Source organism: Asanoa sp. NPDC050611 (genome assembly GCF_040654855.1).
In the GTDB taxonomy this organism is placed as follows: Bacteria; Actinomycetota; Actinomycetes; order Mycobacteriales; family Micromonosporaceae; genus Asanoa.
The window spans coordinates 1-13,431 of sequence record NZ_JBFAIU010000050.1; the positions used below are offsets into that span (position 1 = coordinate 1).

Sequence of the window (13,431 nt, forward strand, 5' to 3'; positions counted from 1 at the left end):
TGGCGCCAGCAGGGGGTGCCGTGACGCGCGGCCGGCCCGAAACCCGGTGCCGGGTCCCGGGCCGGCCGCGCGGCATCAGGTGACGAACTCGGCGTCCGCCGGTCGAGGTGCGGGCAGGGTCGCCAGCGTGGCGCCGGCCCGGTCGTCGACGAGCGCGACCCGCACCGATTCCGGCGCCCAGTCCCGCAGCGGCACCGCGAAGACGGCGGTCGCCGGCCGGCCCTGGTAGCGCGCCGCGTAGCAGATCATCCGCCACTCGTCCTCGTCCCAGTGCTCGCGCACGTCCGAGCTGATCAGCCCGCCGACCCGGCGGTAGACGCCGCTCTGCTGGAGTTGCTGCACCGACCGCAGCAGCGGCACACCGGAACCGCCGCGCAGCGGATGGCTCAGGTTGACCCAGACCTGCCGCAACGGGAGCAGCCAACGGTGGTCGAGCTCCGGTGACAGCGCGACGACCAGGGCCAGCTCGGCCGCCAGCAGGAGCGCACCGGGCGCGGTCAGCTCGGCCCACCAGCCGGTGCCGGCCCACGTGGCGAGCACGCTCGCTGGCACCAGCACGGCGGCCCGCGCGATGCTCCGCCCGGCGACCGGCACCGGTGCCGCACCGAGGCAGCCGCACGGCGCGTCGGGGGCGACCCGCTTGGCGTACGCCAGGTAGCCCAGGAAGCCCACGCTCAGCCCGGTTGCGGCCAGCCCTTCGAGCCGGGCGACGGGCGGCAGGATCAGCAGGGCGCCGATCAGCAGTTCCGCGCCGCCGAGCAGCCGGTAGGCCGGCAGCGCCCGGTCCGCACCCACCAGGCGGGCCAGCGCGGACCGGCGGGCGCTCGCCGCCGCGTGCCGGCTGAAGAGCTTGAATCGGGCCGCCCAGACGAGCACGACGCCGACGAGCGGTGCCTGCAGGGCGGCGATCGTCGCCAGCATGGGTCAGGCCCTCGAGTAGACGGTCGAGATGGAGATCTCGTTCGTGTCGGGATGCCAGGCGCCCAGCACCTGCACGTGCCGGCCGACCTTGAGCAGCGACAGGTCCGACACCGCCGGCGTGCTGTTGTAGACGGCCGCGGAGAAGCCCGGCACCACGTGCGCCACGATCCGCTGTCCTTTGTGGTCGAGGTGCAGCGTGTTGCGGCCCACCGCGGCGATGTGCGCGTGCAGGTTGACGATGTTGACCCAGACGGAGTCGGCGGCGAGCGTGCCGTCGGGCAGCCGGACGCCGCGGGCGTATAGCCCGTCGCCGACCGCGATCTGGTCGAACGTCGTGGGATACAGCTTCCAGATGCTCGTGCCGTCAGTGACCCGGATCGAGTGCAGCACCCCGTCGGAGCCGTTGGCCAGCAACGTACCCCCGCTGATCTTGCTGATCCGGCCCTCGGCGAAGTTGGGGTCGGCCGCGCCGGGTTCGACGGGTCGGGCCTCGGCCGCGAACGCCGCCTCGGGCGCGAGCGAGCCGAGGGCGGTCGCGCCGACGAGGCCGGCGCCGCCCAGCACGGCGGTGCTCAGCAGCCGCCGCCGGTCCATCTTGGGAGTCATCTCACCGCCGCCTCTCACACGATGTCGACAGAGCAGGGACGCAGACCCGACGAGAGGCTGGCGATCACGCTGTACGCCGCCGGCGTCAGGTCGATGATGCGGTTGGAGCCGCAGGCCGATCCGCAGCAGCTGCGCTCGCCGCAGAACAGGTCGGTCTGCGGGCCGCAGTCGGCGATCGTGGTGCCGATCCGCGCCCCGTTGCACAGGTTGGTGGTGTAGTGCCGGAAGCCGCAGCCGCGCCGCGCCATGCTGACGCCGCAACTGTCCGGCCGGGTGATGGTGAAGCAGGCGGCCGAGGCGTTGGGCCAGGCGTGCTGGTAGTTGCCCGAGCTGCAGGTGCCGCAGGCACCCCGGCCGGTCGAACCGCACGGTCCCCAGGCGTTGCCGCAACAGAACCAGGACATCTCACCGACGAGTGCGGCCATGGTTTGCCTCCTCTTCGCTAGAGCGATGTCTATCTATATGGACCAGCATCGCTGAAAGGAAGTGCCGAACTCAAGGGCGCACGTGAAATTTTCCTCCTGGCCATCCCCCGGCCTCCGGCCACCGATCCCCAGGTTCCGGACCTCTCCGGCCCAAGCGCCGGAAAAATCCACGCCGGCGGTGTCAGATCGGGACGGAGCCGTTCGTAGCAGGGATGAGCGGCAACCAGACAACGAGAAGGAGCACCACGATCATGAAGCTGACCACCACCACGATGATCACCCTCGACGGCGTGCTGCAGGGCCTCGGCGGGGCCGACGAGGACCGCCGGGGCGGATTCGAGCGCGGCGGTTGGATCGCACCGCTCTCCGACGACGAGGGCATGGCCTTCCTGACCGGCATCTACCAGCGCGCGGACGCGTTCCTCTTCGGCCGGCAGACCTACGAGATCTTCGCCGCCTCGTGGGGCACGTGGGCGGACCCGGGCGACAACCCCGTGTGGACGGCGCTGAACACGCGGCCGAAGTACGTCGCGTCGAACACGATCACCGATCCGGCGTGGTCGGACACGACCGTCCTCTCGGGCGATCTCGCGGCCGCGATCGGCGAGCTGAAGGCCAAGCCGGGCGGCGAGCTCCAGGTGCACGGCAGCGGCCAGCTGGTCCGGTGGCTGCTCGACCGCGAGCTGGTCGACGAGATCAACCTGCTCGTCTGCCCCGTGCTGCTCGGCCAGGGCACGCGGCTGTTCGCCGAGAACGGGCTGGACACCGCGCTCGAGCTGGTCGAGGCGCGGTCCACCCCCAAGGGCGTGCTGATCCAGGTCTACCGGCCCACCGGCCGCCCGCGGTACGAGACCGCCTCGGCCGACTCCACCCGCGAGGCCGGCGCGTGACCAGCGCGTTGCCGGACCTGCTCGAGCGGCACGTCGCGAGCGGCGCGGTCCCGGGCGTCGTCGCCGCCCTCCGAGGCACGGTCGCCGCCGCCGGCGTCATGTCCGTCGGCGGTCCGCCCATGCGCACCGACGCGATCATGCGCCTGAGGTCGATGACCAAGGCCGTCACCTCGGTGGCGGCCCTGCGCCTGGTCGAGGCCGGCCACCTGGGACTCGACGACCCGGTCGACCGGTGGCTGCCCGAGCTGGCGGACCGGCAGGTGCTGAAGAGCCCGACCGCCGACCTGGGCGCGACGTCGCCGGCCGCGCGGCCGATCACGCTGCGCCATCTGCTGACCAGCACGTCCGGGTACGGGATGCCGGTGGTGGAGTCCCCGCTGCGGGAGGCGATGGCCGCCCGCGGCGTCGACGTGGGCGCCGACCCCCGGACGCTCGCCGCCGACGAGTGGCTGGCTCGGCTGGCGGCCCTGCCGCTGGCGTTCCAGCCGGGCGAGGGCTGGCGCTACCACCACTCCTTCGGCATCCTCGGCATCCTGGTCGCCCGGGTGGCCGGCCGCCCGTTGCCGGACCACCTGGCCGAGGACCTCCTCGGGCCGCTCGGCCTGGCCGACACGGGGCTGTGGGTGCCGGCGGCACGCGTCGACCGGCTGGCGGCGGCCTACCAGCACACCGACACCGGTCCGGTGGAGGTCGAACCGGCCGCCGGTGGGGCGTACGCCGGGGATCCGCCCTTCGACGTGAGCCACGCCGAACTGGTGTCGACGGTCGCGGACTACACCCGCTTCGCCCGGATGCTGGCCGGCGGCGGCGCGCTCGACGGCCGGCGGATCGTCTCGGAGGCGCACGTCCGGCTGATGACCAGCGACCAGGTGCCGGCCGCAGCCAAGACGCCCGACAGTTTCTTCCCGGGTTTCTGGGACGGCAGCGGCTGGGGCTTCGGCCTGGGCGTCGACACCGGGAGCGGCCGCTACGGGTGGTCGGGCGGCCTTGGCACCACCTTCTTCGTCGACCCCGACGGCACCGTGGGTGTCCTGCTGACCCAGGTGGAGGTGGGCGCGCGGGCGCAGCCGCTGATCGAGGAGTTCCAGGCCCTGCGGCCGTAGCGCGTTTGCCACCGCCCGCACGGGGAAGGCGGTCGGTGATGGCAGCCACGTCGATGGTCATCGGCGCACCGCCCGAGCGCGTGTTCGCGGTGCTGGCCGACGGCTGGAGCTACGCGAGCTGGGTGGTCGGCGCGTCGCACATCCGCGCCGTCGACGAGGACTGGCCCGCGGTCGGAGCACGGCTCCACCACCAGATCGGCCCGTGGCCGATGCACATCAAGGACCAGTCGACGGTGTACGCGGTCGTCCCCGACCGCATGCTCGAACTCCACGCCCGTGCGTGGCCGATCGGGGAAGCGACGATCGTGCTGGAGCTCGAGCCGCTCGACGGGTCGACGTGGGTGACGCTGTCCTACGACCTGACCGCCGGGCCCGGACGGTTCGTCCCGAAGCCGCTGCAGTCCGTCCTGCTGCGCCCGCGCAGCGCCGAGATGCTGCACCGGCTGGGCGACATCGCCGAACGCCGAACCGTCGCCCGGCGCTAGGCACCAATCCTCGCGTACCCCCTCGCATTGATGTATGTATTCGTTTAGATTGATGTCGTCCAGCCCGCGGGGAGGTTCGACATGACCACGCACGACGACACGCTGGCGCTGCCGCTGCCGCCGGCTCCCACCCTCTACCATCCGACGCCGCAGCTCGCCGCGCTGCGCGCCAACCGGCCGGTCGCCGAGGTCACCTTTCCGGACGGCTCGACGGGTTGGCTGGTCACGAGATACGCGGACGTGCGCCAGGTGCTCATCGACCCGCGGTTCAGCCGGGCCGCCGCGGCCGGCTCGGCGGCCTCGGACACGGGCATCGCCATCGTGGCCACCGACTCGATCCTCGGCATGGACCCGCCGGAGCACACGCGCCTGCGGCGCCTCGTCGCCGGCGCCTTCACCGCGCGCCGGGTCGAGGAGCTGCGGCCGAAGGTCACGGCGCTCGTCGACGCACTGCTCACCGACATCGCCGCCCGGCCACGCCCGGTCGACCTGGTCGAGCACTTCTCGCTGCCGCTGCCGGTGCGCGTCATCTGCGAGCTGCTCGGCGTGCCGCCCGAGGACCAGCACATCTTCCACGCCTGGTCCGACACGATCATGTCGGACGCGGGTGGCGATCCCGCCGAGATCCGGGCGGCCATGGGCAGCCTCGCGACCTACTTCGGCAAACTCATCGCCGACAAGCGGGCCACCCCGGCCGACGACCTCATGACCGCCCTGATCGCGGCGCGCGACAACGCGGACCGGTTGAGCGAGCAGGAGCTGGTCAATCTCTGCTTCGGCCTGCTGATCGCCGGGCACGAGACCACCGCCAACCAGATCAACATGTTCCTGCTGACGCTGCTGCACTTCCCGGAGGAATACGAACGGCTGGCCAAGTCGCCGGAGCTCGTCCCGCAGGCCGTGGAGGAGCTCATGCGCTTCGTCCAGCTCGGCGAGGGTGCCGGCCTGCCCCGCGTCACCACCGAGGCGGTGGACCTGAGCGGCGTCACGATCCCGCCCGGCGCGGTCGTGGTGATGTCGATGGCCGCGGCCAACCGCGACGAGTCCGTCTTCGCCGACGCCGACCGGCTTGACCTGACCCGCGAGATCACCCAGCACCTCGGCTTCGGCGCGGGCGCGCACCACTGCCTGGGCGCCCAGCTCGCGCGGATGGAGCTGCAGGAGGCGCTGAAAGGTCTGCTGCGGCACCTGCCCGGTCTGCACATCGCGGTGCCCGACACAGAGCTGCGGTTCAAGTCCGGGATGATCGTCCGCAGCCTCCAGAGCCTCCCGGTGACCTGGTAGGCGTCCGATGTGGAACGTGGAGGTGTCGTCCGCGTGCATCGGGTCCGGCGTCTGCGCGGGCACCGCGCCGCACCACTTCGCGATCGGGCCCGACAACCGCTCCCGACCGGTCGCGACGCCGCTGGAGCCGCACGAGGCCATACTCGACGCCGCCGTCTCCTGCCCCATGGAGGCGATCACCGTGACCGACGCCGCCACCGGCGCACCCGTCGAGGCCTCCCTGTAAGGCTTCGAGGCTCGCCGTTTCTGACATAAAAGGCGCAGAGGCGAAAGTGGGGTCGACAGGTCCCTGTCCGCCATCCGGCGGGGCGGTTTGCTGATCACGCGGCGTACAGTGCCCGCATGCAAGGGCTGCTGCGATGGGTCTCGACGATCGACTCGGCAGCCGAACGTGCCCTGCGGATCATCGAGTTCTTCGACCAGCTCACCCGGCACGGCGCCGACATCGAAGCCGTGACGCGCGCGACCGCGGTCATGGCCGAGGCGACCGCCGGCGCGGAGGACGACCTCCACGACGTCGCCTGTGCGATGACGCCCGCCGGCCGCCCGGCACAGGAGACCGGCGCGAAAACGATCTCCCGACCGGTCGTCCACGGCAACGCGGAGATCGGGCGGGTCTGGCTCGCCCGGCCCGCGGGCGACCCGGAGCGGGACTGGGACGACCTGGTCATGGAACGGATGGCGCTGGCGGTCGCCGCGGCGCACGCCCGACGCCGGCCCCCCGAGCGCAGCCCCGTCTCCGGACCCGCCGACCCCGCGATCGTGCAGTACCTCCTCGGCGGTGGGATCTCCGAGCCCGACGCCAGCCGCGCGGCGCGGTTGCTCGGGTTCCGGGCCGGGCAGCAGGTCAGGGTCGTCGTGGTCGCCGGCGCAGACCTCGCGGACCGCATGTCGGAGCTGCGAGCGGCCTTCGGCGGCTTCGTCGTGCTGGCCGCCCTCAGCGGGACCAGCGCCGCGGTCATCGGTTCACCGCTGCCGGCCGCCGTCACGTTGCCGGACGGCGTCACCGGCTGCGTCGGACCCGTCGTCGCCGCGGAGCGCGCCGACGTCTCGTGGCGCGCGGCCCATCGCGGCCTGCGGTTCGCCGCGATGTCGCCGACCTGGCCGGCGCTGATCGACATCGCCGACCTCGGTTGTCTTGTCGCGCTGGACGGCCTGGACCGGGACGGGATCCGCGAGCTCGCGGACGTCGCGGCGGTCGCGTCGATCGCGGCCGGTCGGCGCGGCAAGGAAGACCTCGATCTGCTCGACATCATCTGCGCGTCGAGCTCGCTGCGGGAAGCGGCCACCACGGCACATATGCACCACAGCAGCATCAGCTACCGGGCGCAGGCGCTCGCCGAACAGCTCGGCATGAGCCTCGGCACCGCCGTCGGGCGGTACCGGGCCCGGACGGCCCTGCTCCTCTGGCGCCTGCACTGCCGATGAGTGATTCCGCCACTTGGCGGAATTGAGGCGGGGGATTTCAGCCAGGTTCCGATGTTGTCACGCGCCGACGATGGCGAGACTCAGAAGATCTTCTCCACCCCCGCCCCTGGCCGTACGCACGGCCGAGAGGATCTGACATGTCCAGACGACACCGGTTGTTCCTTGTCACCATGTGCGCGTTGGCGCCGGCGGTTCTGACGGCCTGTGCCGCGAACCCCAACGAAGGCAGCACGACGCCGGCGAACACGGCGAACGCCGCCGCGACGGGTAAGCCCCTGACGTCGGCCGAGTTCGTCAACCCGCTGCCGCAGTACCCGGCGTGGCGCACGATCGGCGACTGCATGGCGGACGCGGCCAAGGCCCGCGGGATCAACTTCACGGAGAGCGGACCGACCGGGGGCACCCTCGACGCCACGAAGATGATCCAGCAGATCCAGCAGGCGACCGCCAACAAGAAGGGCGCCATCATCACGTTCCCGGCCAGTGACGCGTTCACGCCGGTGCTCCAGCAGGCGCAGAAGGCGGGCATCGTCACCGGCACGGTGTACGGCGAAGGCGGTGACGTCGTCGTCGGCCCCAACTACACCGAGCTCGGCAAGATGTACGTCGACGCGATCGCGAAGCGCGAGGGGCAGCAGAACGTCGGCCTCATGGCGCAGAGCGACACCGGGCAGGCCAAGCAGTGGGCGGACGGGGTCCAGGCGGCGGCGAAGGCCACGTCGAACGTCAAGGTCGTCGGGACCGTCTACACCAACGACGACGCCGCGAAGGCGCTCTCGCAGGCGAACGCGCTGCTGACCGCCCACCCCGAGATCAACGTCATCGCCAGCCACATGGGCTCGGTGACGCCCGGGGTCGTGGGCGCGATCAAAGGCCGGAACCTGGTCGGCAAGGTCGTGTTCGTCGCGTCGGGCCCGGACAACGGCGGCAAGGAGGCGGTGGCGGACGGCATCGCGTACGGCGCCTGGTTGCAGGGGCTGTGCGAGGAGGGCAAGACCGTCCTCAACGCGGTCGCCGACAAGGCCGAGGGCAAGCCGGTCGCCGCGCACATCGACGCCAAGGAGACCATCGGCACCAAGGACGACCTCGAGACGCTGCTCGGACAGGGCTGGGGATGACCGATCAGCACACCCCGGCCCTCCAGCTGAGCGGGATCGCCAAGAGCTTCGGGTCCGTCCGCGCCCTCGAGCACGTGGACTTCTCGGCCTGGCCCGGTGAGATCCACGCGATCGTCGGCGACAACGGCGCGGGCAAGTCGACCATGCTCAAGATCGTCACCGGCATCCACGACGCCGACGCGGGCGAGGTCCGCGTCAACGGGTCGGTCGAGTCGAGCCACAACGCCAAGACGGTGCAGGACCTCGGTGTCGCGGTGGTCTACCAGGACCTCGCCCTGGTCGAGTGCCTGGACATCGCGCAGAACCTCTCGCTCGGGAACCTGCCGCGGCGCTGGGGCATCATCCTGGACCGGCAGCGGATGGCGCGCGACGCGGCCAAGGTGCTCAGCGACCTCAAGGTCCGCGTCGGAGACGTGCACACGCCCGTCGGCCTGCTCTCCGGCGGGCAGCGGCAGATCATCGCCATCGCGCGCGCGGTCCGGATGGACAAGCCGCTCATCCTGCTGGACGAGCCGACCGCGGCCCTCGGGGTCCAGGAGTCGGCGCGAGTGGGGACGATCATGAGGGAACTGCGTGCCGCCGGCAAGGCGGTGGTCTGCATCAGCCACGACCTCGAGTTCGTCTTCGCCCATGCCGACCGCATCACCGTCCTGCGACTGGGAAACAGCGTCGGCACCCGCCGGACGGCGGACACGACCCGCGACGAGATCGTCGGGCTCATCACCGGGGCGTTCCCCGCCGACGGCCGCCCCGCCCGAGCCCAGAAGGAAGCGCCATGACCGTCACCGTCGCCGACCACGAGCCGGCCGCCGGCTCGCCGACGACCGAACCAGGCCGCGGCATCCTGTCCAGGGCGCTCCTCCGGCAGGAGTTCACGCTCGTCCTCGTCATCGTGGTCATCGGCGCCGCCGCCTTCACGCGTAACCACGCGTTCCTCAGCGGCGACAACGTGCTCGAACTGTTCCGCAGCTCCGTCATCTACTTCGTGATGGCCTGCGGCGCCGCCCTGCTCACCATCGGCGGCGGCCTCGACTTCTCGGTCGGCGGTGTGTTCACGCTCGGTGCCCTGAGCACCAGCCTGCTGCTGGTCCGGGACGTGCCGTGGCCGTTGGCGGTGCTGGCCGGTGTCGTGATCGGTGCCCTGGTGGGGCTCGTCAACCACCTCATCATCACCTACTGGCACGTACCACCGATCATCGCGACCCTCGGCACGTTCTTCGTCCTGTTGGGACTGGACACCCAGATATCGCAGGGCGACGACGTGCTGCCGCTGCCGGACGCGTTCACGAAGCTGGGTCAGGGCAGCGTCCTCGGGGTGCCGAACGTCATCATCTACGCCGTCGTCGTCGGTGTCGTGTGCTGGTTCCTGCTGGAGCGCACCCGGTTCGGGGTGAACGTCCGCGCCCTCGGCGGCAACCGCCAGGCCGCGGTCCAGAACGGCCTGCGCGTGGTGCGCCTCGACCTCGCCCTCTACGCGATCGCCGGAGCCACCGGCGCCCTGGCCGGAATCATCTACACCGCGCGGGTCGGTGCCGGCCAGGTGCAGGCCGGCGGTGCGGCGACGACGCTCAACGTCGTCACCGCCGTCCTCATCGGCGGCGTGAGCCTGTTCGGCGGGCTCGGCTCCATCACCGGTGTCGCGTGCGGCGCGCTGCTGCTGTCGACAGTGGACAACGCTCTGATCGTCGCCCGGGTGCCGCCCGACTACAACAACATCATCGTCGGCGCGATCCTCATCGGGGCCGTCGGGATCGACCATCTCCGGCGCAAGCGCCTGTACCGGCGAGGATGACGCGATGACAACGAACTGGACGGTCCAGGCCCGCGCCATGGATCCCGAGCTCGCGGCCATGCAGGTCCTGTCCCCACGGATCACGCTCGACGATCTGGCGGCCGCCCGCGAGCTGGAGCACACGCTCGCCACGCAGACCACCCGGCGCGCCGACGACGTCGAGGTCGTCGAGCTGGTCGGCGCACGCCGGGACGGCACGCCGCTCGCGATGCGGCTCTATCGGCCCGCCCGCTGGGACCGTACCGCCCTGCCGGTGCTCCTGTTCATCCACGGCGGCAGCTTCGTCACGGGCGGGCTGCACAGCGAGGACAACCGCTGCATCCACTACGCGCGGGAGGCTCAGGTCGCCGTCGTCGCCGTGGACTACCGGCTCGCTCCCGAGCATCCGTTCCCGGCCGCGATCGAGGACTGCCAGGACGCGCTCGAGTGGGTCGTCGCGCACGCACCCACGCTCGGCTGCGATCCGGCGCGAGTAGCCGTCGGCGGGCTCAGCGCGGGCGGTTGTCTCGCCGCTTCGCTGGCGCTGTGGGCGGCTGACCGGCCTGGCCTCTCCCCCACCTTCCTGATGCTGCTCTTCCCCGTGCTCGATGCCCGGCTCGACACCGCGTCGGTCAACGAGTTCACCGACACCCCGGTGCTCATCTCCGACACCGTCCATCGACTGTGGACGCTCTATCTGGGCGGGTCGCGACAGTCGCCGTCCCCGCTCGCGTCTCCGGCGCACGCCCCGGACGTGAGCGGGCTTCCACCGACGCTGATGATCACGGCACAGTACGACCCGCTGCGGGACGAGGGCCTCGCGTTCGCCGCCCGCCTGGCCGGCGAGGGCGTACCCGTCGACCTCCATCATTTCGGTCGAGGGTTCCATTCCTTCGACTCCTTCGACGCCACCCGATTGGGGTTGGAGTGCCTGGACATCCAGGTGCGGGCTCTGCAGCGAGCCCTCGCACCATGACCGCCACGCGTCAACCGCGCCTCGACCCGACCGCCGCGCTCGTCATGGAGCACCTCGCGCAGAACATGAACGTCGCCTCCGACTCCGATCCGGCACGGGTACGCGAGGAGTTCGCCGCGACGACCGCCTGGCTACGGGAGCCGGCCGCACCGACGACGGACGTCCACACCGAGGACCGGACGATCGACGGACCGGAGACCCCGGTGCCGGTGCGGCTCTATTCACCACGGGGCGGGAGCGGGCAGGACATCGTCGTCTACATCCACGGCGGCGGCTGGGTCGTCGGTGGGCTCGACTCCGCCGACGCGATCGCGCGCGCCCTGTGCGGCGTCGTCGACGCGACGGTGGTCTCGGTCGGCTACCGGCTCGCACCGGAGCACCCGTTCCCCGCGGCGAGGGACGACTGTGCCACGGTCGTGCGCTGGGCGGCCGATCGTCGACCCAGGTGGTTGGGCGTGGCGGGCGACAGCGCGGGCGGGAACCTCGCCGCCGTCACGGCCAACGAGCTCGCGGATCTCGTCGACGCCCAGTTGCTGCTCTACCCGGCGCTCGATCCCCGCCAGGACACGGCGTCCTACCGCCTGTTCGGCGAAGGATACCGGCTCACCAGCGCCGCCATGGACTACTACTGGAGCGCCTACGTCACGCCGCAGCAGCACCGGAACCCGGCTGTGGCACCGGTTTTCCACGCCGAGATGTCCGCCGCACCGCCGGCGGTGGTCGCCACGGCGCGGTTCGACCCGTTGCACGACGAAGGCCAGGCGTACGCGGCCCGCCTGGTCGAGGCCGGTGTGCCGACCGTCTACCTGCCGTCCGAGACCCTGCCGCACGGCTGGGCGGACATGACCGACCGCGTGCCCGCCGCGGCGCACGCGCTGTGGTCGGCGGCGTCGGCGTTCGCGGAACTGCGCGACCGGGCCGTCCGCGCGCGTACACCGAACGGCGTCCTGTCATGACCGAGCTGACAGCCGCGACCGTCGACCGGCTGGACCCCCGCGTGGCGACCCCGGCCTACGACCGCTCGGCGCTGCGGGTCGGCATCGTCCACTTCGGCGTCGGTGGCTTCCACCGTTCCCATCAGCAGGCCTACCTCGACGCGATCGCGGCCGCCGGCGAAACCGACTGGGGTGTGTGCGGCGTGGGTCTGCTGCCGCAGGACGTCGCCGCCCGCGACGCGGCCCACGCGCAGGACGGCCTGTACGTCCTGACGTCCAGCGCACCCGACGGAACCCAGCAGTCGCGCGTGATCGGCACGCTGGTCCGCTACCTGTTCGCTCCCGACGACCCGGCCGCGGTCCTGGACGTCCTCACCGCCCCGTCGACGCGGATCGTCTCGCTGACCATCACCGAAGGTGGCTACGGCATCGACGACGCCACCGGGGAGTTCGACCCGGACGACGAGCTCACCCTCCTCGACCTGGCCGGTGCCGACGAACCGCGCAGCGCCTTCGGCTACCTCACCGAGGCACTGCGGCGCCGCCGCGCCGACGGCACCCCACCGTTCACGGTCCTGTCCTGCGACAACGTCCAGGGCAACGGGCACGTCGCCCGGAAGGCGGTCGTCTCGTTCGCGCGGGCACGAGACCCGGAGCTGGCCGACTGGATCGACGCCACGGTGAGCTTCCCGAGCTCCATGGTCGACCGCATCACCCCGGTGCCCACGGCCGACACGCGGCGGGCGGTGCGCGACACGTACGGCATCGAGGACCGCTGGGCGCTGCAGTCCGAGAGCTTCATCCAGTGGGTCGTCGAGGACCGCTTCCCCACGGGCCGGCCGGATCTGGCGTCGGTTGGTGTCCAGCTCGTCCCGGACGTCGAGCCGTACGAGCTGATGAAGCTGCGGCTCCTCAACGCGTCGCATCAGGCGATGAGCCACCTCGGGCTGCTCGACGGGCGGACGTGGGTGCACGACGTGTGCCAGGACCCGCTCTACGTCGCCTTCCTGCGCCGCTACATGGCGCACGAGGCCATGCCGACGCTGTCTCCGGTGCCCGGCGTCGACCTGCCGGCCTACTGTGACCAGCTGCTCGAGCGGTTCGCCGGCGAGGAGGTGCGCGACACGCTCGCGCGCCTGGCCGTCGACGCGTCCGACCGGCTGCCGAAGTTCCTGGTCCCGGTGCTGCGTCACCAACTCGCCGTCGGCGGCCCGATCGACTGCTGCGTGCTGGTGCTCGCGGCGTGGAGCCGACGCCTCGAGGGCGCGGGCACCATCGCGGACCGGCGGGTGGACGAACTGCTGCCGCTGGTCGCCCTGCATCCTGAGGCGTTGCTGGGGTACACGCCGGTCTTCGGCGATCTTGGCCGCGACCGCCGGCTGGTCACCAGCTACGTCGCGGCCCGTGCGGAGCTGGCAAAGGACGGGGCACGCGCCGCGATGCGTTCCCGTCTGGATCGGAGTGCTTCTCGGCCGGATTGACGTGGTTG

15 protein-coding genes are annotated in these 13,431 nt (G+C 71.7%); 12 read left to right on the top strand and 3 right to left on the bottom strand.

The window, feature by feature from the left end:
• Positions 1-75 precede the first annotated feature (75 nt).
• From AB0H87_RS10740 to AB0H87_RS10750, 3 genes are read right to left on the bottom strand one after another with little or no spacing between them, the layout of a single operon-like run.
• Positions 76-921, bottom strand: coding sequence for a MauE/DoxX family redox-associated membrane protein (locus tag AB0H87_RS10740; protein ID WP_360142581.1), 846 nt, complete (start codon positions 919-921; stop codon positions 76-78).
• A gap of 3 nt (positions 922-924) precedes the next feature.
• Positions 925-1,527, bottom strand: coding sequence for a cell wall protein (locus AB0H87_RS10745; protein ID WP_360142583.1), 603 nt, complete (start codon positions 1,525-1,527; stop codon positions 925-927).
• 14 nt (positions 1,528-1,541) lie between these two features.
• A complete protein-coding gene (locus AB0H87_RS10750; RefSeq protein WP_360142585.1) occupies positions 1,542-1,952 on the bottom strand; it encodes a hypothetical protein in 411 nt (136 codons plus the stop codon).
• 251 nt (positions 1,953-2,203) lie between these two features.
• Here AB0H87_RS10750 and AB0H87_RS10755 point away from each other — a divergent pair, with 251 nt between their 5' ends.
• The 12 genes from AB0H87_RS10755 to AB0H87_RS10810 all read left to right on the top strand — a co-directional run bounded on the left by AB0H87_RS10755 (position 2,204) and on the right by AB0H87_RS10810 (position 13,423).
• Positions 2,204-2,842, top strand: coding sequence for a dihydrofolate reductase family protein (locus tag AB0H87_RS10755; protein ID WP_360142587.1), 639 nt, complete (start codon positions 2,204-2,206; stop codon positions 2,840-2,842).
• Positions 2,839-3,945, top strand: a complete 1,107-nt coding sequence (locus AB0H87_RS10760) for a serine hydrolase domain-containing protein (protein ID WP_360142589.1) — start codon at positions 2,839-2,841, stop codon at positions 3,943-3,945. The genes AB0H87_RS10755 and AB0H87_RS10760 overlap by 4 nt, the downstream gene beginning before the upstream one ends.
• A gap of 38 nt (positions 3,946-3,983) precedes the next feature.
• A complete protein-coding gene (locus AB0H87_RS10765) occupies positions 3,984-4,430 on the top strand; it encodes an SRPBCC family protein (protein WP_360142591.1) in 447 nt (148 codons plus the stop codon).
• Between the two features lie 81 nt (positions 4,431-4,511).
• Entirely contained in the window at positions 4,512-5,714 is a 1,203-nt protein-coding gene (locus AB0H87_RS10770; RefSeq protein ID WP_360142593.1) for a cytochrome P450, read from the top strand.
• Positions 5,715-5,730: 16 nt separating this feature from the next.
• The gene (locus tag AB0H87_RS10775) at positions 5,731-5,940 is read left to right on the top strand and encodes a ferredoxin (protein ID WP_360142595.1); all 210 of its coding nucleotides are present in this window, start codon (positions 5,731-5,733) and stop codon (positions 5,938-5,940) included.
• Positions 5,941-6,056: 116 nt separating this feature from the next.
• A complete protein-coding gene (locus tag AB0H87_RS10780) occupies positions 6,057-7,142 on the top strand; it encodes a hypothetical protein (protein WP_360142597.1) in 1,086 nt (361 codons plus the stop codon).
• A 137-nt stretch (positions 7,143-7,279) separates the two neighbouring features.
• Positions 7,280-8,260, top strand: coding sequence for a sugar ABC transporter substrate-binding protein (locus AB0H87_RS10785; RefSeq protein ID WP_360142599.1), 981 nt, complete (start codon positions 7,280-7,282; stop codon positions 8,258-8,260).
• Entirely contained in the window at positions 8,257-9,039 is a 783-nt protein-coding gene (locus AB0H87_RS10790; protein WP_360142601.1) for an ATP-binding cassette domain-containing protein, read from the top strand. The genes AB0H87_RS10785 and AB0H87_RS10790 overlap by 4 nt, the downstream gene beginning before the upstream one ends.
• Positions 9,036-10,052 (top strand): ABC transporter permease, encoded by a 1,017-nt coding sequence (locus AB0H87_RS10795; protein ID WP_360142603.1) that lies wholly within the window; start codon positions 9,036-9,038, stop codon positions 10,050-10,052. The genes AB0H87_RS10790 and AB0H87_RS10795 overlap by 4 nt, the downstream gene beginning before the upstream one ends.
• A gap of 4 nt (positions 10,053-10,056) precedes the next feature.
• On the top strand, positions 10,057-11,007 hold the full coding sequence (locus AB0H87_RS10800; protein ID WP_360142605.1) for an alpha/beta hydrolase: 951 nt from the start codon (positions 10,057-10,059) through the stop codon (positions 11,005-11,007).
• Positions 11,004-11,963 carry an alpha/beta hydrolase gene (locus AB0H87_RS10805; protein ID WP_360142607.1) on the top strand — a complete coding sequence of 320 codons (960 nt, stop codon included), beginning with the start codon at positions 11,004-11,006 and terminating at the stop codon, positions 11,961-11,963. Before AB0H87_RS10800 ends, AB0H87_RS10805 begins: the two co-directional genes overlap by 4 nt.
• Entirely contained in the window at positions 11,960-13,423 is a 1,464-nt protein-coding gene (locus AB0H87_RS10810) for a mannitol dehydrogenase family protein (protein ID WP_360142609.1), read from the top strand. Before AB0H87_RS10805 ends, AB0H87_RS10810 begins: the two co-directional genes overlap by 4 nt.
• Positions 13,424-13,431 lie beyond the last annotated feature (8 nt).